The 20446-nt window shown below is 67.3% G+C and carries 18 protein-coding genes; 17 read left to right on the top strand and 1 reads right to left on the bottom strand.

The features are described from left to right. Positions 1-46 precede the first annotated feature (46 nt). The 12 genes from B1C78_RS11060 (at position 47) to B1C78_RS11005 (ending at position 13477) form a co-directional block, all read left to right on the top strand. Entirely contained in the window at positions 47-661 is a 615-nt protein-coding gene (locus B1C78_RS11060) for a hypothetical protein (protein ID WP_139349904.1), read from the top strand. Beyond that, positions 658-1119, top strand: a complete 462-nt coding sequence (gene tssJ / locus B1C78_RS11055; protein WP_077279230.1) for a type VI secretion system lipoprotein TssJ — start codon at positions 658-660, stop codon at positions 1117-1119. The genes B1C78_RS11060 and tssJ overlap by 4 nt, the downstream gene beginning before the upstream one ends. A gap of 25 nt (positions 1120-1144) precedes the next feature. Next, the gene (tssK, locus tag B1C78_RS11050; protein WP_175628288.1) at positions 1145-2485 is read left to right on the top strand and encodes a type VI secretion system baseplate subunit TssK; all 1341 of its coding nucleotides are present in this window, start codon (positions 1145-1147) and stop codon (positions 2483-2485) included. Positions 2486-2493: 8 nt separating this feature from the next. Then, entirely contained in the window at positions 2494-3258 is a 765-nt protein-coding gene (gene icmH / locus B1C78_RS11045; protein WP_077279228.1) for a type IVB secretion system protein IcmH/DotU, read from the top strand. Next, complete coding sequence (gene tssM, locus B1C78_RS11040; RefSeq protein WP_077279227.1) at positions 3255-6869, top strand: type VI secretion system membrane subunit TssM; 3615 nt, start codon at positions 3255-3257, stop codon at positions 6867-6869. The genes icmH and tssM overlap by 4 nt, the downstream gene beginning before the upstream one ends. A gap of 10 nt (positions 6870-6879) precedes the next feature. Next, positions 6880-7890, top strand: a complete 1011-nt coding sequence (tagF, locus tag B1C78_RS11035; RefSeq protein WP_077279226.1) for a type VI secretion system-associated protein TagF — start codon at positions 6880-6882, stop codon at positions 7888-7890. A 2-nt stretch (positions 7891-7892) separates the two neighbouring features. After that, a complete protein-coding gene (locus tag B1C78_RS11030; RefSeq protein WP_077279225.1) occupies positions 7893-9431 on the top strand; it encodes a TssA family type VI secretion system protein in 1539 nt (512 codons plus the stop codon). 35 nt (positions 9432-9466) lie between these two features. Next, positions 9467-10003: a type VI secretion system contractile sheath small subunit gene (tssB, locus tag B1C78_RS11025; RefSeq protein ID WP_077279224.1), complete on the top strand. Its 537-nt coding sequence runs from the start codon at positions 9467-9469 to the stop codon at positions 10001-10003. A gap of 35 nt (positions 10004-10038) precedes the next feature. Further along, complete coding sequence (tssC, locus tag B1C78_RS11020) at positions 10039-11574, top strand: type VI secretion system contractile sheath large subunit (protein WP_077279223.1); 1536 nt, start codon at positions 10039-10041, stop codon at positions 11572-11574. 283 nt (positions 11575-11857) lie between these two features. Continuing rightward, on the top strand, positions 11858-12343 hold the full coding sequence (locus B1C78_RS11015; protein ID WP_077279222.1) for an Hcp family type VI secretion system effector: 486 nt from the start codon (positions 11858-11860) through the stop codon (positions 12341-12343). A 58-nt stretch (positions 12344-12401) separates the two neighbouring features. Then, positions 12402-12809: a type VI secretion system baseplate subunit TssE gene (gene tssE / locus B1C78_RS11010; protein ID WP_077279221.1), complete on the top strand. Its 408-nt coding sequence runs from the start codon at positions 12402-12404 to the stop codon at positions 12807-12809. Between the two features lie 38 nt (positions 12810-12847). Further along, positions 12848-13477, top strand: coding sequence for a hypothetical protein (locus B1C78_RS11005; protein ID WP_139349903.1), 630 nt, complete (start codon positions 12848-12850; stop codon positions 13475-13477). Positions 13478-13485: 8 nt separating this feature from the next. Here the strand turns inward: B1C78_RS11005 and B1C78_RS17430 are convergent, their stop codons facing one another. Next, complete coding sequence (locus B1C78_RS17430) at positions 13486-13749, bottom strand: hypothetical protein (RefSeq protein WP_139349902.1); 264 nt, start codon at positions 13747-13749, stop codon at positions 13486-13488. A 277-nt stretch (positions 13750-14026) separates the two neighbouring features. Between B1C78_RS17430 and B1C78_RS10995 the strand changes: the two genes are divergently transcribed. From B1C78_RS10995 to B1C78_RS10975, 5 genes are all read left to right on the top strand, one after another. Then, a complete protein-coding gene (locus B1C78_RS10995) occupies positions 14027-14572 on the top strand; it encodes a hypothetical protein (RefSeq protein WP_139349901.1) in 546 nt (181 codons plus the stop codon). 61 nt (positions 14573-14633) lie between these two features. Further along, positions 14634-16376, top strand: a complete 1743-nt coding sequence (gene tssF, locus B1C78_RS10990) for a type VI secretion system baseplate subunit TssF (protein WP_077279217.1) — start codon at positions 14634-14636, stop codon at positions 16374-16376. Next, positions 16340-17350: a type VI secretion system baseplate subunit TssG gene (gene tssG, locus B1C78_RS10985; protein ID WP_077279216.1), complete on the top strand. Its 1011-nt coding sequence runs from the start codon at positions 16340-16342 to the stop codon at positions 17348-17350. Before tssF ends, tssG begins: the two co-directional genes overlap by 37 nt. Beyond that, positions 17347-20022 (top strand): type VI secretion system ATPase TssH, encoded by a 2676-nt coding sequence (gene tssH / locus B1C78_RS10980; RefSeq protein WP_077279215.1) that lies wholly within the window; start codon positions 17347-17349, stop codon positions 20020-20022. The genes tssG and tssH overlap by 4 nt, the downstream gene beginning before the upstream one ends. A 27-nt stretch (positions 20023-20049) precedes the next feature. Next, a partial coding sequence (locus B1C78_RS10975) for a hypothetical protein (RefSeq protein WP_139349900.1) occupies positions 20050-20446 on the top strand: 397 nt, incomplete at its 3' end.

Below are 20446 nucleotides of genomic sequence, written 5' to 3'. Positions count from 1 at the left end.
CGGATCACATCGGATAAGGCACATCGCCTAGGGAATGGCACCGACCATGGAGCATCAGACCGCCAGGCTGCATGACGCGGCACCGGGCGATCCCGCAACGGGATCCGCCGCACGGGCGTCCACGCGCCCGCACTCCCCCGAACAGACCCGACAGAAACCTGATGTGCGCCTGTCCGCGCGCGAACTTGTGCGCGGCGTGGCACGCCTCGTGGAAGGCCAGCGCCGCCTCGCCCGTGAGCTGGGCCTCAACGACGAGCGCGTCTTCCTGAGCGATGTGGAGCCCTTTCGCAACGGCGACGCGAAAGCCGTGCTGCGCGACTGGATGCTCGCCGGCGCCGATGGCGTCGACCCCATCCGCAACCTCTTCGATGATCTCTGCGAACACCAGCTGGCGCTGCTGCGCGCCGTGGACGGTGTCGCGCTCTCCGCGCTCGAGGCCCACGCTCCGAGGGGCCCCATGGCGTGGCTGCACCGTGCGAAGGACCGCCTGTTCGGTGTCAGCCGCCTGCGCGCACTGGTCGAGGACGATCAGGCCCGTTTCCAGCGCATCGTCGCGCCGGCGCTGGCCTGCTCCTATGCCCGGGCGCGCGAACAGGACCTGAACCGCCGGTCCGCGGCCGACGAAGCCCAACCCTCCTGCCGACACACAGGTGATTCATGAATCCACTCACGCTTCGATCCGGCGTGCTCGTCCTGCTGGTCCTGCTGCTTGCCGCCTGCAGCGGGCCCCAGGTGCGCGTCGACCTCTCCAGCACGGCGAACCTCAACATGAGTGACGAGGGCAACCCGTTGCCGGTGGTGGTGCGCGTCTACCAGCTCGCCGACGCCCGCAACTTCACCAACGCCACCTTCGAGTCGCTGTGGAAACAGGACGTGCAGTCCCTCGGCGACGCGGCCCTGACCCGCGAGGAGATGATCCTCAATCCCGGCACGACCCATGAACTGGAGCTCAAGCGCAACCCGCAAGCCGAGTACGTGGGCGTGGTGGCCATCTTCCGAGCGCCCGAAGACGACGGCTGGCGGGCGATCAGGCCGCTGCCCATGGGCCAGATGGGCCGCCGGATGAATCAGCGGGTGACGGTGAGCCTGCGCGGCAACTCCCTGAGCATCGTGGACTGACCGCCGGCGGCGCAAGGGAATGCCCATGAAGACACTTCGCAAAGTCATCTGGACGGAAGGCCTGCTGCTGGGGCAGCAGCACTTCCAGCAGTGGGATCGCCTCAACGAGGAGTCCGTCAACCACCGCCTGCGCAGCCTGGTGCCCCTGGGCTGGGGCATTGCCCACCTGGACTACGACCCCGACGCCCTGGAAAGCGGGCAGCTCCGCATCCGGGCCGTCCAGGGCCTCTTTCAGGACGGCCGCACGCTCGCCTTCAACGAGGCCGACGACGGCGTGCTCTCCTGCGGGCTGCCCAGCCCTGCGCAGGAGCCGGTGGTGGTGTCGATCGCCATGCCGGCGAATCGCGAGGCCGTGGGCATCAACGGTTATGCCTCGGGCAGCGGCCGGCAGGGCGCCTGGGTGGTGGACTACGCCGAGGTGCCCGACGAGTACGACCCGTCCCGGGAGCGCGAGGTGGCGCTTGCCCGGGCCAACCTCTCCCTGCTGCTCGACCTGCAGCCCGGCGAGCCGTACGCGCACATGCCGGTGGTGCGCCTGATCCCCAAGGGCGATGGCGCCTACCGCGTGGACGACACCTTCGTCGCGCCCTCCATGTTCCTGTCCGCCGCGCCGCGACTGCAGGTGCTCGCCGAACGCATGCTGGAACTGATGAGCGCGCGCAGCCGGGCGCTCGCTGAGCTTCGCCCCGTGCGTGCGCCCCAGGGCCGCGAGGGCTACGGGCGGGATCCGGTGGTGGCGGTGGTGCTCAGTGTGCTTGCCCGCACACAGATGCAACTCACCCATCTCCTCGGCCAGGGCCGGGTGCACCCCGAGCGGCTGTTCGAGTGCCTTGCGCACTGCTGCGCGGAGATCCAGGTGCACGTGGCGAGCGACCCTTTCTGGGCGCCGCCGCCCTACCGCCACGGCGACCCGGGCCCCTGTTTCGACGCCCTCGAAACCCGTCTGCGCGAACTGATCGACGCCGCCATGCCCGCCCCTCGGGCGCAGCTCACTTTGGAGCGCACCTCCGATGCCCAGTACGAGGCGCGCGGCATCGAGGAGGCGCTCGGTGCCGGCGGGCACCTGTATCTCGCCGTGCGCATGGACGCCGGCGACCCGGCATGGGTCACCCCGTTCACGCGTCAGGCTAAGGTGGCGGCCGCCGATCAGCTCGAGTTCCTGGTCTCCAGCGCGCTGCCCGGTGTGCCGCTCACGTACGACGCGCATCCCCCGAGCACGCTCGCCATCAAGGCCGGTTACGAGTACTTCCGCCTCGAGCCCGGGGGCGACTCGTGGAAGGACGTGCTGGAGAAGCGCAGCCTGGCCCTGTTCGTGCCGGCACCTTATCGAAGCGCCCAGTTCGAGCTGGTGCGCGTGGATGACTAGGTGATCCCATGCTGAATCCTTACCTCGAGTGCAGTGCCAACCTGTTCAGCCTGGTATCGCGCCTGCGCTGTGAGGATCGTGGTGCCGGTCTGCCCGACAGCTTCCGCGATTCGCTGCTGGCGGGGTTCGACATGCTCGAGCGCCGCGCTTTCGAGCTGCAACTCCCGCTGTCGGACGTGCAGGACGCCAAGTACGCGCTCACAGCCTTCGTGGACGAGGCGGTGCTCTCCTCCGACTGGCCGGGCCGGAAGGCATGGATGGACAAGCCCCTGCAGATCGAGTTCTTCGGCGACCACCTGGCAGGCGAGCGCTTTTTCGAGCGTGTTGCGTCGCTGCGCCAGAATGCCGAACGCCACCTGGATGTGCTGGAGCTCTACTACGTGTGCCTCCAGCTCGGCTTCGAGGGGATCTACCGCATCCGGGGCGTGGAGCAACTCATGGCTTTGCAGGTGGACCTGCGCAGCCAGATCGAGACCCATCGCGGCGCCGCCGAGCCGAAGCTCTCGCCCGCCGGCATCCCGAACCAGGGCTTCATGGCGCGGGTTCAGCGCGACGTCCCCTACTGGGCCATCGTGAGCATCAGCGCCGCGCTGGTGGTGGGCGCCTACAGCCTCTACACCGTGCGCGCCGAGACGCTCGCGCGAGAGAGCGTGGCGCAGGTGGACACCCTGGTCACCGCCATCGCCAGTGCCCCGGTGCACGCGCCTGCGCCGCAGCTTGTGTCGCAACCCGAGCCCGAAGCAGCCGCCGAGCCGCAGCGAGGTGACCCATGAACCGCGCGATCTCCCTTCTGGCGCCGCTGATCCTGAGCCGGGCCGGCAGCATCGCCTTCGGCCTGATCGCGCTGGTGGCGCTCATCTGGTTGCTGGGGCCGATCCTGGGGCTCACCAGCGCCCAGGGCCGCCTGCTGCTCATCGGCGCGCTGATCGCCTGCGTGCTGATCTACCAGCTCGTGCGCTTCCTGATCGTGCGCCGCCGCGGCGCACGCCTGGGCCGGGAACTCGCTTCCGAAGACTCCCACATGCTGGACATCCAGGCCCTGCAGGAGAAGATGAAGGAGGCCATCAGCGCGCTGAAGTCATCTGATCTCGGCATCAAGCACCGCGGCAGCGCCGCGCTCTACGCGCTGCCCTGGTTCATGATCATCGGTCCGTCCGCGGCCGGAAAGAGCACGCTGCTGCGCAACTCCGGGCTGCATTTCCCCTATGCGCAGCACGGCGACCAGCACATCCAGGGTTTCGGCGGCACCCGCAACTGCGACTGGTGGTTCTCCGACGAGGCGGTGATCCTCGACACCGCCGGACGCTACACCACGGAGTCCGAGGATCACCCGGAATGGATGGCCTTCCTGCGCATGCTGCGCAAGTACCGCTCGCGCCGTCCGGTCAACGGCGTGATCGTGGCGGTGAGCATGCCCGACATCCTCACCGCCGACGCCGCGCAGCTCGAGCGTCACGTCAAGATCATCCGCGAGCGCATCAACGAACTGATCACCACGCTCAAGCTGGTGTTCCCCGTCTACCTGGTGTTCACCAAGGTGGACCTGGTCAAGGGCTTTACCGCCTACTTCGAGGATCTGGGCGCCAACGACCGCGAACAGGTGTGGGGTTTCTTCCTCGACCCGCGCCACAAGGAGACCGATCTCGCGGCCCAGTTCGACGCCCACATCGAGTCGCTCCAGACGCGCCTGGAAGGCCAGCGCTTCCACAAGCTGGCCCTGCAGCGCCGCCTCGACCGCAAGGCCGAGGTGTTCGATTTCCCCAACCAGTTGAGCGCTGCGCGCGAGCGGCTGCGCGACTTCGTCACCCTGCTGTTCAAACCCAATCCCTACCAGGAGATGCCCGAGTTCTCCGGCGTCTACCTCACCAGCGGCACCCAGGAGGGCAAGCCGCTGGAGCGCGTGATCGGTTCGCTCAGCGACGCCTTCGGCTACAGCGAGAGTGCGCCCGCCACCGAGAGCCGCGCCTACTTCATCAAGGACCTGTTCTCGCGGGTGATCTTCCCCAACCGGGAGGCCGTGGCGCGCACCCGCAAGCTCCTCTGGGGGCATCGCATCGGCAAGGCGCTGACCGCCGTGGCCGGCATCGCCGCGGTCACGCTGGTCTCCTTCGTGCTGGCCGGCTCATACACCGCCAATGCCGTGTTGCTGCACCAGGGTCAGGCCGTGCTGGAGGGTCTGGAGAAGGCCGTGCTGTCGCCGCGCGTCGAGCCGGCGCAGGCGGGCAAGGCGTTGCTCGACGCCTCCGCCCATCACCAGCGCCTGCTGGCTTACGAGGCGCATCGGCCCCTGCGCCTGCGCGGCGGCACCTACCGTGCGGGGCGGCATGTGGAGCCGCTCGAAGAGGCGATGGTGCACGCCATGCACAGGGCCTTTTACAGCGAGGCGGTGCAGGTGCTGGAGCATCGTCTGGGAAGCGTCTCCGCTCGCTGGGCCGAGGCGGATGCGGCGGCGCGCGACGATCTGCGCCAGCGCTACTACGACACCCTCCGCCTTTACCTGATGATGACCGACCGCGAGCGCATGGACCGCGACGAGGTCGCCGCGGCCCTCAAGGATCTGTGGTCCGTTGCGGGGTTCGCCCCGGTATCCCCGGACAAGGGTCCCGCCAACGATGCTGCCGAAGGGGCGCCGCGCAACGGTGACGATCCCGCCGCCGCGCTGGTGGCCATGTTCATGGAACGCTTCGCGGTGGATGACAGCGACTTTGCCACCGCGCCACGCGACGAGACCCTCATCAGCGTGGCGCGCACGCACCTGTCCACCGATCCGAGCCCCGAGTATCTCTACGCCCAGGTGACGCGCAAGGCGCGCGCCCGCTACGCGGAGATCCCGCTCACCCAGGTGATCGGCCGTCGCGGGGCGCACCTGGTCAGCTCCCAGGTGTCGGTGCACGGCATGTACACCCACGCCGCCTGGCAGGAATTCATCTCCGGCGAGATCGACGCCCTCGTCACTGCCGCCACACAGGGCGACTGGGTGATCGACGGTGATCGCCTGCCGGGCAATCACCCCGTGGAGAACTCCGGGGAGCTGGCGGAAGAGCTGACGCGCCGGCTGCGCGCGTTCTACTTCGACGAGTATCGCGAAACCTGGACGGGCTTTATCGGCGGCCTGCGGGTCGGTCGGCTCTCCGGCCTCAACAGCGCCGTGGAAGACCTGCTGGTGCTCTCCGACGTCCAGGGACCGCTGGCCCAGGTGGCGCGCTGGATTGCCCAGAACCTCTACGTTCAGGAGCCTGCCGGCAACACCGCGGTGCTCGCCGAGGCGGCTGGCGCATCCGGGCGCTCCGAACCGGCCGTGGTGCCCGAACTGGACCGGCCGTTGCAGGACATCCGCCGCGTGTTCACGCCCATGGAGGAGCAGCCCGTCAGCGAGCGCATGAGCCAGTACCTGGCCCTGCTCAGCGCTGTCCAGGGCGAACTTCAGGCGCTCGCCTCCGCGTCCGACCCGGCGCGTGACTCGCGGCTGTACTCGGCCGCGTTGCTCTCCGGCCGTGCGCTGGACACCGAGCTCTACAAGAGCTGGGTGACCATTTCCTCCCTGTTCAGCGGCATCGACGCGGGCACGCGTCGCATGGTGGAGCCGCTGTTCCGTTCCCCGGTGCGCGAGGCATGGCGCACCGTCGTGCATGAAGCCTCCAGGGACATCGAGCGCGAATGGCAGAATGCGGTCACGCAGCCCTTCCAGCGCCGCCTGGCCGACCGCTTCCCCTTCGACCCCCGCGGCGAGGATGCCGCCATCGTGGACGTGGTGGATTTCTTCCACCCCGATCAGGGCATCCTGTGGCGTTTCGCCGGCGAGAATCTCTCCGCCTTCATGCACGAGCAGCAGGGGCGCTGGCGCGCACGAGATTGGATCGGCATCGGCCCGCGCTTCAGCCCCCAGTTCTTCACCGGCCTGGAGCGGGCCCGCAACGTCTCCTCCAGCCTGTTCGCGGGCGGCGGCCGTGAACCCGTGGTCACGTTCCATCTCTACCCGATCCCCACGCCGGGCATGAGCGAGGTGGTGTTCGAGAGCAACGGCCAGACCTACCGCTATCGAAACGAACCCCAGGAGTGGCGCCGCTTCGTCTGGCCCGGAGAAACCGGCGCGTTCGGTGCGCGCATCCGCGGCCTCGATCACACCGGGCGCTACAGCGCCGAGCGCCAGGTGGACGGCGTGTGGGGTCTGTTCCGCCTGCTCTCCGAGGCCAACCTGCAAAACCTGAGCGGAGACGTCTACGCCACCGAGTGGCGGCTGCAGGACAACGCCGGCAACCGCCACGAGATCCGCTTCCGGCTGCGCGCGGACCGGCAGCAGAACTTCATCCAGGAACGGTTGTTCGCGGGTTTCCGGCTGCCGTCCTCCCCCTTCGGCGAGGCCGCCCTGTCAAGGGCGGAGTGAGAGGCGCGCCATGTGGAAGGAACTGTTCGCCAGACAACCCGCCATCCCGCAGCGCCGCGAGGCCGCGGATGCCCCCCGGCTGTTCGGCAAGCTCCCGGGCCGGGACGACTTCGTGCGCGTGGGTCACCAGGACGCCGTGGGCAGGAGCCTGGTGGAATGGCTGCAGGAGGGCATGAACATCCTTGGCCGGCGCATGAACGGCGCCGGCTCGGCCGGGGATCTGCATTTCCCGGCGACGCGATTCCTGTGGATGGGCGACGAACAGCTGCCCGCGTGCGCGGGCCTTCTGGTGCCCAGCCGCGATCGTGCGGGGCGGGCCTATCCGGCGGTGATCTATCGGGCCGCGGACGCGACGGGCGGCACCGAGATGACCTCGGTCTACGCGGACATGTTCGGCCGTTTCCAGGAGGCCGCCGAGCAGTGGTGGCGGAGCCTGCCGAACGACGCGGGGCGCGAAAACCTCGACCAGGGCCTCGCCGCCCTGCACGAGGGCGAGGCGCGAAGAAGCCGTGCTGCCATGCTCGAGCATGTCGCACACACTCTGCGCGCTTCGCGCACGGACGATCTCGGGGAACACTGGTTTGCGGGCGATTCCGCCCGCCGCATGCGCGATTTCACGACGGGGTTCCTGCGGCTCAGGGAGACGCTGCTCACCCGCGGTGCCGCGCGCATCAACTGGGGTGTGCGCCTGCCCATCGGACCGCGCAGCATGGGCCACCGCTGCGTGCTGTTCTGGCTGTCGCTGTTCGATGCGCTGTTTCGCGACCGCCCCTGGCGCGCGCACGCCTTCTGGCGCTGGAGCCAGGCCGAGCTGCCGGGAGAGATCACCGTGTTCTTCCGTCCGCCGCCGCCGTCCTACTTCATGGCGCTGGCGGGGTTGGGCGGCCATGACGGCACCACCATGGACGTCACCACCCACTTCCAGGGCGACATCTCCCAAGCGGCGGCACCGGTGGGCGCCATCCAGTTGCCAAGCTGCACGCTGCTGGAACTCATGTACCACTGGTCGAGGCCGCACTGAGCATGGAACCGGAAGCGCTTTTCGAGTCCACGGATCTCGCGCCCATGCTGGCGGCGGTGCGCGGTGCCTGTGCGCCGCTGGCGACCGGGCAGCCCGACGAAGATCCCCGCTACCGGGACAGCTTCGTCGACATCAAGCAGGAGATCGACAAGCTGCAGGGGGCGGATCTGGGCCGGGTGGTCCAGGCATCGCTGGCCTTTCTCGCCGACGAGGCGAAGGACCTGCGCATTGCCGGTTACCTGGCACTGGCGCTGGTGGCGCGCTTTGGCGCCAGCGGCCTGATGACCGCGGCACTGGTCTATCGCAGCGTCCTGGCCCAGGACGCGGACAGTCTGCATCCGCGCAAACCCGTCCAGCGGGCCGCGGCCGTCGCCTGGCTCAACAGCGCACGCATGGACGCCCTGCTCGGCGCCGCCGCGCCTGATCTCAGGCCCGAGCAATGGCAGAGCCTGGACGAGAGCCTGGAGGCCATCGCCCGATTGTGCGCCGAGCACATCCAGAGCGACGCGGACGAACCTGCCGGGTGGAGCGCGGCGACACGCTGGCTGGAGGAACACCGCCCCGCCGACCCGACACCCGGGGCCGGGTCGGCGGCAAGCCCCGCGTCGGTGCCGGTGCCCGATGCGCCCATCCTGGGGCCCCCGCCCAAAGGCGACCTGTCCCAGGAGCAGTTCCTGGCCCATGGGCGTGTCCTGCACGACGCCCTGCTGGACCAGGGGCTGCTGTTGCAGGCGGCGGCCCTTGCCCGCGCCGTGCGCTGGGGCGCTCTGAACGAGCCGCCCCACGAGAACGGCGTGACGCGCATTGCGCCCCCGCGCGAAGGGGCCTGGACGGAGATCGATGGCGCGGCGCGCGACGGCGACGCCCGCGAGGCCTATGTGGTCGCTGCGCGGCTGATGTTCGAGCCGGGATTCCAGTGGTCCCTGGATCTCCAGCAGCGTCTCGCCGAGTTGGCGGCAGGGATTCCGGATGCAGCGCTGAAGGATTACATCGAGGGCGAGGCCGCCCTGTTTGCACGTCGCCTCCCTGCCGTGCTCACGCTGCACTTCGCCGACGGCGGCCCCTTTGCCGGCGAATCCGCCCGCGCGTGGCTGGCGGGTTTCGACGCACAGCGCGGCCGGGGGCAGGCGCACACCGATGCCGGCGACAGCTTCGCGCAGCGCCTTTCCGAGGCGCGCGCCGAGCCGGACCTCGGGCGCGCCTTCGCGCTGCTGGATGCCGTGCCGGCGGCCACCGCCCGGGAACGCTGCCGCATCGATCTGCTGCGCGCGGAGCTTTGCCTCGGGGCGAAGCGTGCCCACGTGGCTTACGGACTGCTGATGGAACTCAAACGCCGTGTGGAAGGGATGCAGGTCATGGAGTGGGACCCCGAGGTAGGCACCCAGCTCTATGAGTCGCTGCGGCGAGCGGCCATTGCGCTCAGAAAGACCAGCAACGGCAATGGTGTCGCGCAGGGAGGCATGCACCCCGGCGCGGTGGTCGAGGAGTGCGAGCGCCTGATCGCGGGATTGAACCCGACGCGGGCTTTGGAACTGGTCTGAACCGTCATTACTTACGAAGCAAAGGAGGGCCTCCCATGGCACAAAGCTTCCAGAACGAAATCCCCAAGGCGCGCGTGAACATCACACTCGACGTCGAAACCGGCGGCGCCAGCAAGAAGGTGGATCTCCCCTTCAAGATGCTGGTGGTCGGCGATTACAGCAACGGCAAGGGCACGGGCCGCATCGGCGAGCGTGAGCGCATCAACATTTCCGGCGACAACCTCGAATCGGTGATGTCCGAGCTCAAGCCCTCGGTGCGCTACACGGTGCCCGATCGCATCGGCAACGACGGCGCGGATCTCACCGTGGACCTGAGCTTCGAGAACCTCAAGTCCTTCTCTCCCGAGGCGGTGGCGAGCCGGGTGCCGGAGCTGGCCAACCTCATCGCCATGCGCAATCTGCTCAAGGACCTCAAGTCCAACCTGCTCGACAACACCCGCTTCCGCCGTGAGCTGGAGCGCATCGTGCAGACCCAGCCGGAACTCGAGGGTCTTTCCAAGGAGCTGGAGGCGATGGTCGATTCCTTCGCCGCCGCTGAAACCGACAACGGCACCGGCGGCGAAGACCGCTGAATCCGCCGCCGCGACATCAAGAGAGGTACCAGACCATGAGCGTCAAGGAACAAGTTGCGCGCCAGGAAACCGAGGCACTCGAAACCACGCAAAGCGTCTACGAGCGTCTCTGCGGCCTGGCTGATATCGAGCCGTTGTCCGGGCCGGTGAGTCTCGACCGGTTCAGCGATGCCGGCAAGATGGCCGATGCGCCGAAAGAGGAACGCGTCACCGCCGGCCTGCAGGTCTTTCTGCGCCTGCTATCCGGCGCCAGCAGCCGCACGGGCCTGGAACGCATCGACAAGGGGCTGCTCGATGAGTACATCGCGCAGGTGGACGGCCTGATCAGCGCCCAGCTGGACGAAGTCCTGCACCATCCGGAATTCCAGCGCGTGGAGTCCGCGTGGCGCAGCCTCAAGTTCCTGGTCGACCGCTGCGACTTCCGCAGCAATGTGAAGGTGGAGCTTCTCGACGCCACCAAGGAAGACCTGCAGGACGACTTCGAGGATTCCCCCGACACCACCCAGAGCGGACTGTACCGCCACATCTACGTGCAGGAATACGACACTCCGGGTGGAGAGCCGATCTCGGCGATCATCTCCAACTATGAGTTCGACAGCTCCATGAAGGACATCACCCTGCTCACCGAGATTTCCCGGGTGTCGTCCTCGTGCCACTGCCCCTTCATCGGCGGCGTGGGCGCGTCGTTCTTCGGCAAGGAGCGCGTTTCCGACTTGCCGCGGATCAACGACATGGCGAGCTACATGGACAAGGCGGAGTTCATCCGCTGGAACGCCTTCCGCGAGACCGAGGATGCGCGCTACGTGGGGCTGACCCTGCCCCGCTTCCTGCTGCGCCTGCCCTATGGCGAGGCCAACCCCGTGCGCACCTTCAATTACTCGGAAAACGCCGTGGGCGAGGACTCCGACCGCTATCTCTGGGGCAACGCCGCCTTCTCATTTGCCGCCAACATGGCGGCGAGCTTCAAGAAGCACGGCTGGGCGGTCAACATCCGCGGCCCGGAGTCGGGCGGCAAGGTGGAAGGCCTGCCGGTGCATCAGTACGACATCGGGCAGGGACTGCAGACCAAGATCCCCACGGAGTTCATCATCTCCGAGACGCGCGAGCTGGAATACGCCAACCTGGGGTTCATCCCCCTGAGCTACTACAAGAACAGCGACTACGCCTGCTTCTTCTCGGCCAACTCCGTGCAGAAGCCCGCGGAGTACAGCACCGCCGAAGCGACGGCCAACAGCCGCATCAATGCGCGGCTGCCCTACATCTTCCTGGTCTCGCGCATCTCCCATTACCTGAAGGTGCTGCAACGGGAGAACATCGGTGCCTCGAAGCCGCGTCAGGAGCTGGAGAACGAGCTCAACGACTGGCTCCAGACCCTGGTCACCAAGATGAAGGATCCGGACGCCGCGCTCATCGCCACGCATCCGTTGCGCGACGGCAAGGTCAGCGTGCAGGAGATCGCGGACAACCCGGGGTTCTATGCAGTGAACCTGTTCGTCATGCCGCACTTCCAGATCGAGGGCGTGAACGTGCGCCTTTCGCTGGTGGCCCAGATGCCCAAGGAAACGGCCTGACGAATTCCAGCACGAGATTGAGTTCTGTACCGGCCGTGTGCCCGGGAGCCTGTAGGGCCCGGGGACGCACAAGGTCAGGGCCGATGCCGGTGTCGGATGGCCGGCTGCAGTGACGCAGGGCATGAGGCCCTGTATGACCGGAGGCGCCATTGGCGCTTCGGACCCCGGTGGTCGTCGTACGACTGCCCGGTGTTCGGGGTGCGGTGGCTCCGCCGACCGAAAGCGGGGTGGCCCTGCCGCCTCGCCACTTGAAACTTGACATGGACATAAATGGAGGTAACCCATGGCAATCCCTGCCTATCTGACCATTCGTGACGACCAGGGCGCGACCATCGAAGGCCCGGTGCAGATCGCCGGCCGCAATGGTTCCGTGGAGGTGCTGCAGTTCGATCACCAGATCCGCATCCCCACGGACTCGGACACGGGCGCCCTGACCGGCACCCGCAAGCACGAGCCCCTGACCTTCATCAAGGCCTTCGACAAGACGTCTCCCTATCTCTACAAGGCCTGCAGCAACGGTCAGACGCTGAAGGAAGTGATCATCAGCTGGTTCCGCATCGACGACAGCGGCACCGAGCGCGAGTACTTCCGTCACCGCCTTGAAGACGTGAAGGTCACGTCCGTGGCGCCCACCATGCACAACGTGAAGGACCTGGAGAAGGAGCGCTATCCGCACCTGGAACAGGTGGCCATGCGTTACGGCCGCATTACCTGGACCTACGTGGACGGCAACATCGAGTTCCAGGACTCCTGGGTGGAGGGCCGTTGATGGACCCGGTGGCGCGGCCGCGTGCCGCGCCACCGGACTCATTCAATCGCGTCATCACATGAACATGGATCATCAGGCCACGGATCTGCTGGATGCACTGTTGTCCCCGCCCGCGGGGGAGGGCACGCGCAAGCGCGCAACGCTGCACGACAGCCTGCGCATTCACCTGGAGCGACTGCTGAATTCGCGCCAGGGCACGCTTGTGCACCAGCCTGAATACGGCCTGCCGGATCTCTCGGACATCTACCTGAACATCCCGCACTCGCTGGAGCGGTTGGCGCGGGAGGTCAAGCACTGCATAGACGCCTATGAGCCGCGGCTCAGGAACGTGCGCATCCAGTGCGATGCGCCCGATCACGGCGAAGCCGTCATACAGTTGAACATCGAAGGCACGATGCCTTCTGGAGAGCATGTCAGGCTCGAAAGCCGATTCCTGCGCGAAGGGCGCACGACCGTCGGCGAATGAACTGGATAGAATGAACGCACGCAATGCGAGACGACATCATGACTACCGCCATCCGCACGATGATCTTTATCGGCATTTACCTGATATTGGTGCCCCCGAGCGCGTTCGCGGACGCCGAGTGTCCGCACTGCTACCACATCGCCAGCGAGGCCCCATGGCCGGAGAACAGGGTGATCGACGGGCGAACGCTCACCTTCAGTATGTTTCAGGTCACCATCCCTGATGGTTGGGACAGTCTCGCAATTCTGCCCGAACAAACCGCCGTGGCCAGGTATGCGGAGAAATACCGAATAGCCCTCGCCCTCGAGAGCTATGAGCAAGTGCCCTTGGGCGACGCTCGAAAATCGTTCGAGGTGGCCGGTTATCGAATGATCGATTACCCGCGCCTCATTTACCTGGAGAGACCTTCGGACGACGCCGGTGCCGTGCACCAGGCCGCGAGACTTGAAAAGCGTCTTCGATACCAAGGCATGCAGAACGCCAGGGTGTTTCGAAGAAACGGGGTCACAGCCTACGTTGCCGACATAGGTGTCGGTGACAATACCGTTGATGCCACAGTCACCTTCAGTAGTCAGCCAGACTTCGTCGTGAGAATACTGGGAAGTAATCTTCCGTCCGGAGTGATCGAGGCGATCATCGGTTCCGTGGAGGTCAAGGAGGCCCACTGATGTCGTTGTCACCGGAAGACAGTAAAGAACTCAAAGAAATACTGGTCACGCTTTATGGGAGCGACGCTGAGCGCCTTAGTCCCACACGAGAAACGCTGCACTTGACCGAAAAGATGTTGCTGGAAATTCACCGCTGTCACGGTCGAATAACCAAGCTCTTCAATTCCCTGCCGTGCGCCATGGTGGGGCGTGGGTTTCTCGCGCGATGCCTGAGGGCGACGAACAAACTCATCAAGGAGAATCGGTTGGATTTTCAGGGATGCGCCAGCCATGCGTTGCGGGTCTACCGTTCCCCAATCTTCATTTCCGGCACATGACATGGGTAAGGAGCAGTTCAATGCTTAACGAGGAAGAAAACCCTGTGTCTGCTGAAGAGATCCGAAAGAACCTGGTTCCGGTAACGGAATGTGCGCGGAGGTCACTCGCGTGAGAGGGAGAATATGTTGCCTTCTAATCATGGGCTTGGTGGCTCTTGGGTCGGGCGGGGAAGTAATTGCCAATGTCGCTGTGCGTACCGGGTTCCCGGCCATCGACAAGGAATGGCCGGCCGTGGCCGAACAGGCAGACAGGGTGGCCTTTGTCCTGGGAAAGCTCTCACTCCACCTTCCGCTCGGATTTGAAAGAATCTCGGTGAGCCAGGACCAAGTGACGGACCCCAGACCCTATATCATGGCACTCGACTATCCGGGCGACAGACGTATCAGCATTGCATGGGTAGGCAAGGATTATGCGAACCTCCTTGACGAGATTCTCGGAGTCGTCAATGCAGACCCGAGAAGGTATTTCGATCTGGTGTTTGGTGCCAATCCCGAGGCGCCGCCTCCCGAGGCATCGTCCGAACATGTTCTTTGGCAGGACGCGCTCGAAACGCGCCGGCTCCTATTTGCTACGGGCAGCAATCCAGCCCGTTACGTATCCGATTCAGCCTCGGCTTACGTGGCGGATACGGGCACGCATCTGAGCGCCAGGATGTTTGTCGTCGACCATGAAAATCGCCTGAACGTACTCGAAATCCTGGCGCGAGGCTTCGACTCGTCGGACCTGGCGCGGTTGTTGGGCTCCATCTCGAGCCCCAAAGACGCGGTTGATCAATGACGGCTGCATGGCCGCTTAGGATGCAACGGGAAGTCGACCAGCATAAGGACGTCGCTCACAAATGAATCGACACGGAAAGGACTACTTCGAATCCGAGATGCGCGTGCTCAACGAGGCCGCGCGGGATTTTGCCCGTGCGTTTCCGGAGCAGGCCGGGCGACTCAATCTCTCGGACCCTTCCGGGCGCGACCCCTACGTGGAGCGGCTGCTGGAGGGCATGGCCTTTCTAAGCGCGCAGATCCGCCAGAAGATCGACGACGACATCCCCGAGATCTCGGCGACGCTCCTGAACCAGCTCTGGCCCGACGCCCTGCGCGCCTATCCCTCGTGCAGCATCCTCGAGTGCGCACCGGGCGTCGGCGCCAAGCCGCCTATGACCATCGAGGCGGGCGCGGCTGTGCAATCCAAGGCGGTGGGCGATGAACACACCGTGTGCCGATTCCGCACCGTGGCGGATCTCGAACTCACGCCCCTGCGCCTGGCGGACGTGCGCGCAGAGGAACGGCGTGCCGGCGGCACCCGCGTCATTCTCGACGTGCAGCGCCTGCCCGCCACCTCCGTGCGCAACTGGTGCCCTGAATCGCTTGTGCTGCACGTGGGCGGCGATGCGGCGCTTGCGCTCACCCTGCTGCATCTGCTCACCACCCGCCTGGAGGCGGTGGAGGTGGTGCTCGAGCGCGAAGGGCGCACGGTGCGCCGCCGCCTCGGCGGGCAGGAATGCGTCAGCTTCGACGAGGCCCTCTGGAACGCCCCTATGACACCCCTGGAGGGGTGCGCATTCTCGGGCTTCCACCTGCTGCAGGACTACTTCCACTTCCGCGAAAAGTTCCAGTTCCTGCGTGTGCGCCTCGATGCCGCGCAGTGGCTGGAGGCGACGGACCGGGAATTCAGCCTCGAACTGCATGTGCGCGACCTGCTGCCCCCCGACCACCACGTCAACGAGGACACCCTGCGCCTTCACTGCGTGCCGGTGGTCAATCTTTATGAGGCTTCCTCCGAACCCATGCGCCGCGACGAACGTCGGGGGGAGTACAAGGTGGTGGCGGACGCCTCGGCGCGGGAGTCCGTGCAGGTGTTCCGCGTCGACTCGCTGACCGGCATCGACGCGCGCACGGGGGAGCGGCGGGAATACCGCCCGTTGTCCACCCGCGGCCATGCCGGGTCGCGCGCCCGCTACTTCCAGGCGACGCCGCGCATGGGGCTCGACCGGCACCTGGACACCTGGATCGGCCTGGATGCGGAGCTGGAAGATGCCCAGGAGACACTCTCCTGCGACATCCTCGCCCACAACGGCAGCTACCCCCGGCGCTTCCTCTTCGAGGGATCGCTGAGCGAGTCGGGCCCCGGCATGCCGGGTGGGTTGGAGTTGCGCAACCGCACGCGTCCGACGCCATTGCTCGCGCCCCCCGAGCGGCGTGACTGGCACTGGGCGCTGATCAACTTCATGGCGCTCTCCTACGAGAGCATTCGCGATGCCGAAGGGTTGCGCAGGCTGCTCGGGCTGTTCGACTGGTCGGGCGCGCCGCAGAACGCGCGTCGCATCGAGGGTCTGTCCAGGCTGGAGGTCTCGCCGGTGGACGTGGTACGCCGCGGCGCCGTGCTGCACGGCGTGGAGCTCGAGATCACGGCCACGGAATCCCTCTATCGCTCCGAGGCCGACCTCTATCTGTTCGGTACGGTGCTGGAGCGTTTCCTCGCCGAGTACGCCAGCCTCAACACCTTCACGCGGCTGCGCATCCTGCGCCAGCCGTCCAACCGGGAGATGCTATGGACGCCAAGGTTCGGCAACAGTCTGCCGATCTGATCGAGTCCCTGGCGTTCGCGCCCCGGGAGTACGCGTTCTTCCAGCTCGTGCGCCGCCTGGAGCGCGCCTGCCTGGACCGCGGGCTGCCCGGCGCGCCGGTGGACCGCTGGCTGCATTTCGCGCCGGGCCCCGACCAGAGTTTCCCGCCCTCGGATGTGCTTGACTGCCGTGCCGAGGGAAAACGCATCCGTGTCGAACTGGGCTTCATGGGTCTGTACGGCGTGGATGCGCCGCTGCCCCATTACTTCCTGGATCTCGCCGCCGGCGACAACGCCGAGGCCCGGGTCCTGCGCCGCTTCCTCGACCTGTTCAGCCACCGCTTCTACGCCTTGCTGTATCTCGCCTGGCGCAAGTACCGGCCCCACGTGCACGCACAGGACCGCGACAGCCCCTTTCTGCGCTACCTCACGGCCATGGCCGGCAGCGGCGCGGGCCGCGGCGAGAGCGCGCTGGCCTATGCCGGGCTCTTCGGTGCGCGGCGGCGCACCGCCGCCGGACTCAAGGGCATGGTGTCCGAGTGGCTGGGCGGCATGCCCGTGGAGGTGCGTCAGTTCCAGCCCGTGTGGGTGCCGCTGGCCGACCGCACGCGTGTGGGGGGCGGCGGCTGCCGCCTTGGCCAGGACACGATGCTGGGCGACCGGGTGCTGGACTGTGCCGGGCGGATCTCGCTGCGCATCGGGCCCGTGCCGCTGGATGCGGTGCGCCCCCTGTTGCCCGGCGCCGAGCGCGGTGAGGGCCTGTCGGCGCTGGCACGCCGTTACCTCGGCCCGGCGCTGCCGTTTGATCTCGTCTTTCTCGTGATGGCGCCGCAGGGCGGCGAGTCCCGCCTGGGCGAAGCCGGGCTCGTGCTCGGCTGCGCCGTCTGGCTCGGTCGCGCCGAGGGCGGCGCGCGACCGTATCCGGTCCGCATACCGGGAACCGCCTATCGCATGGCCGAAGCCAACGGCCAGGCCCAGACAAGGAGTGCAGCATGACCACCAGCCACATGAAGGCGCTGATCGAGCGTCTCAACGGTTTCGTCGCCGAGGCCCTGGAGGGTGCCGCGGCGCTGGCCGCCGCCCGCACCCACCACGAGGTGGATGTGGAGCACCTGATCCTCAAGTGCCTGGAGCGCGGCCACGGCGATCTGGACCAGATGCTGCCGCGCCTGGGCGTGGACGTGGACGCCTTCTGGCAGGCGCTGATCGACGATCTCGCCACCCGCCCCGCCGCCAGCCAGTCGCGCCCGCGCCTCTCCGCGCGCCTGGCGAACCTGCTGGAGACCGCCTGGGTGGGCGCATCGCTGTCCTTCGGCGAGTCCCGCATCCGTTCGGCGGCGCTGCTGGACGTGCTGGTGCAGTGGGCGCCCAGCCTTCGCGGCACGGCCTTTGAACGACTGGCGGAGATCCCCGCCGATGCCTGCCGACAGTCGCTCCCCTGGCTTGCCAGCGTCTCCGTGGAGGGCGAGGAGGCGGCGCCGGCCGAACCTGCGTCGCGCAGTGCGCCAACCACCTCCGCCGCCGCGGCCCCGGAGGCGACCGGTGCACTCGCCCGCTACACGGAGGATCTGACGGCGCGTGCCCGGGCGGGCGAGCTGGATCCCGTGCTCGGCCGTCATGGAGAGATCCGCTCGGTGATCGACATCCTCACCCGGCGGCGCAAGAACAACCCCATCCTGGTGGGCGACCCGGGCGTCGGCAAGACCGCCGTGGTGGAGGGGCTCGCCCTGCGCATCGCCGAGGGCGACGTGCCGGAGATGCTTCGCAACGTGCGCCTGTGCGTGCTGGATCTCGGCCTGCTCAAGGCGGGCGCGTCCATGAAGGGCGAGTTCGAGAAGCGCCTCAAGCAGGTCATCGACGAGGTGAAGCACGCCGCCGAGCCGGTGGTGCTGTTCATCGACGAGGCCCATACCCTGATCGGCGCCGGCGGCGACGCCGGCGTGGGCGATGCCGCGAACCTGCTCAAGCCCGCGCTCGCCCGCGGCGAGCTTCGCACCATCGCCGCCACCACCTGGAGCGAATACAAGCAGTACTTCGAGAGCGACTCGGCACTTGAGCGGCGCTTCCAGCTCGTCAAGGTGGATGAGCCCGACGAGCAGCAGGCCATCGTCATGCTCGGCGGCATCAAGGACACCTACGCCCGCCACCACGGCGTGCACGTCACCGACGAGGCCGTGGAGGCCGCGGTGCGCCTGTCCATGCGCTACATCAACGGCCGTCAGCTCCCGGACAAGGCCGTGGACCTGCTCGACACCGCAGCCGGGCGCGTGTGCATGGCCCAGGCCGTCACGCCGCGCACGGTGGAGGCCGAGCGCGAGCACCTGGCCTACATCGAGCGCCGTCTTGCACAGCTGGAGGCGGATCGGACCGAGGGCGCGTCGGTCAATGAAAAGACCGTCGAACGCCTCCGCGCGGAACTGGAGGAAACCCGCGAACGCCTGGAGGCCGCACGCGGGCAGTGGAACCGCGAGCAGACGGTGCTGGAGCGCATCCGCGGCGCCAAGGAGGCCGCCGATGCCAGCCGCGGCCGCGAGGAACTGGCCCGGGTGCAGGGCGACGATCCCATGACCTATCCCGAGGTGAACGCCGCCGCCGTGGCGGCGGTGGTGGCGGAGTGGACCGGCGTGCCAGTGGGCCGGATGCTCAAGGATGACGCCGCCGTCTTGGCCGACCTGGAGGAGCGCCTCGGCGAACGCGTGGTCTCCCAGCCCGAGGCGCTGGGCATCATCGCCAGCGGGCTGCGCACGGCACGTGCCGGACTGCGCGCACCCCATGCACCGCTCGGCGTGTTCCTGCTGGCAGGTCCCAGCGGTGTCGGCAAGACGGAGACGGCCCACGCCGTGGCGGACCTGCTCTTCGGCGGCGAACGTTTCCTCACCGTCATCAACATGAGCGAGTACCAGGAGTCCCACACCGTCTCGCAACTCAAGGGCTCGCCGCCGGGCTACGTGGGCTACGGCAAGGGCGGCGTGCTCACCGAGGCGGTGCGCCAGCGGCCCTACTCGGTGGTGCTGCTCGATGAAGTGGAGAAGGCGCACCCGGACGTGATGGAGTTGTTCTTCCAGGTGTTCGACAAGGGCATCATGCGCGACGGCGAGGGCCGCGAGATCAGCTTCCGCAACACGGTGATCTTCATGACCACCAACCTGGGCGCCGAGCAGATCATGGCCCTGTGCGAGCCGCCCGCCGAAGGCGATGCCGACGAAGCCGAAGCGCCCCCGCGCCCCACCGCCTCCGCCGTGCTCGAAGCCATTCGCCCCGCGCTCACCCGTCGCCTCTCTCCGGCGCTGGTCGGGCGCCTTGAAGTGGTGCCCTACTACCCGCTGGACGACGCGGCCCTGAGCGACGTGGTCGCGCTCAAACTCGACGCGCTGGCCCAGCGTCTGGCCGAGCAGCACGACATTGCGTTGCACTGCCAGCCCGATGTGCTCGCGCTTCTCGGCAGCCAGTGCCGGCGCAGCGACACCGGCGCGCGCGCCGTGAGCAGCCTCATCGAGCGGCGCCTGCTGCCCGGCATCGCCCGGGAGCTTCTGCAGCGCATGACCGAGGACCGGCTACCCGAGGCCCTGTGCCTGGAACTGGACGAGCACGGCGGACTGGCCTGCGATTTCGTGGAGGCCGCCCCCGCCGGGGAGGAAACGCCCGAACCGCGCATCGCCCGGGCCTGAATTCGCACCTGCTGACAGGAGTCACCCATGAGCACGCCAGCCAAGTCCGTCGTCGATGTCCTTGCCTCCGGCGCCACTGCCGCACAAACCCAGTACGGCCTTTGGGTCCAGGGCCACGAAGGCGACGCCCTCTCGGTGCTCGGCTTCACGGCTCAGGACTACGGCCTGAGCGCCGAGTACCGGTTCGAGATCGAGTTCGAGAGCCGCGAGCCGCTCTCCCCCGACGTGGTGGGCCGGCGTACACGCCTTGATCTGGAGGCACTCCCGGGCGACGCGTGCGTGCACGGCGTGATCAGGGCGCTCGAGGCCCTGGAGGGCGGCGGCGACGGCGTGCGCCAGCGTCTTTCGCTGGTCTCACCCCTGAGCGTGCTCGCCGAGTCCGCCCAGACCCGCGCCTTCCCCGACCTGTCCGTGCCCGGGATCA

It is taken from the genome of Thioalkalivibrio denitrificans, assembly GCF_002000365.1.
Taxonomy (GTDB): Bacteria; Pseudomonadota; Gammaproteobacteria; order Ectothiorhodospirales; family Ectothiorhodospiraceae; genus Thioalkalivibrio_A; species Thioalkalivibrio_A denitrificans.
Note: the sequence above shows the minus strand (reverse complement) of the source record. Positions and strands in the feature narration are given on the sequence as shown.

Excerpts from the sequence above, each read along its gene's own strand:
- B1C78_RS11060 (WP_139349904.1), top strand. The coding sequence starts at position 47 with ATGGAGCATCAGACCGCCAGGCTGCATGACGCGGCACCGGGCGATCCC.
- tssJ (WP_077279230.1), top strand. The coding sequence starts at position 658 with ATGAATCCACTCACGCTTCGATCCGGCGTGCTCGTCCTGCTGGTCCTG.
- tssK (WP_175628288.1), top strand. The coding sequence starts at position 1,145 with ATGAAGACACTTCGCAAAGTCATCTGGACGGAAGGCCTGCTGCTGGGG.
- icmH (WP_077279228.1), top strand. The coding sequence starts at position 2,494 with ATGCTGAATCCTTACCTCGAGTGCAGTGCCAACCTGTTCAGCCTGGTA.
- tssM (WP_077279227.1), top strand. The coding sequence starts at position 3,255 with ATGAACCGCGCGATCTCCCTTCTGGCGCCGCTGATCCTGAGCCGGGCC.
- tagF (WP_077279226.1), top strand. The coding sequence starts at position 6,880 with ATGTGGAAGGAACTGTTCGCCAGACAACCCGCCATCCCGCAGCGCCGC.
- B1C78_RS11030 (WP_077279225.1), top strand. The coding sequence starts at position 7,893 with ATGGAACCGGAAGCGCTTTTCGAGTCCACGGATCTCGCGCCCATGCTG.
- tssB (WP_077279224.1), top strand. The coding sequence starts at position 9,467 with ATGGCACAAAGCTTCCAGAACGAAATCCCCAAGGCGCGCGTGAACATC.
- tssC (WP_077279223.1), top strand. The coding sequence starts at position 10,039 with ATGAGCGTCAAGGAACAAGTTGCGCGCCAGGAAACCGAGGCACTCGAA.
- B1C78_RS11015 (WP_077279222.1), top strand. The coding sequence starts at position 11,858 with ATGGCAATCCCTGCCTATCTGACCATTCGTGACGACCAGGGCGCGACC.
- tssE (WP_077279221.1), top strand. The coding sequence starts at position 12,402 with ATGAACATGGATCATCAGGCCACGGATCTGCTGGATGCACTGTTGTCC.
- B1C78_RS11005 (WP_139349903.1), top strand. The coding sequence starts at position 12,848 with ATGACTACCGCCATCCGCACGATGATCTTTATCGGCATTTACCTGATA.
- B1C78_RS17430 (WP_139349902.1), bottom strand. The coding sequence starts at position 13,749 with ATGGCTGGCGCATCCCTGAAAATCCAACCGATTCTCCTTGATGAGTTT.
- tssF (WP_077279217.1), top strand. The coding sequence starts at position 14,634 with ATGAATCGACACGGAAAGGACTACTTCGAATCCGAGATGCGCGTGCTC.
- tssG (WP_077279216.1), top strand. The coding sequence starts at position 16,340 with ATGGACGCCAAGGTTCGGCAACAGTCTGCCGATCTGATCGAGTCCCTG.
- tssH (WP_077279215.1), top strand. The coding sequence starts at position 17,347 with ATGACCACCAGCCACATGAAGGCGCTGATCGAGCGTCTCAACGGTTTC.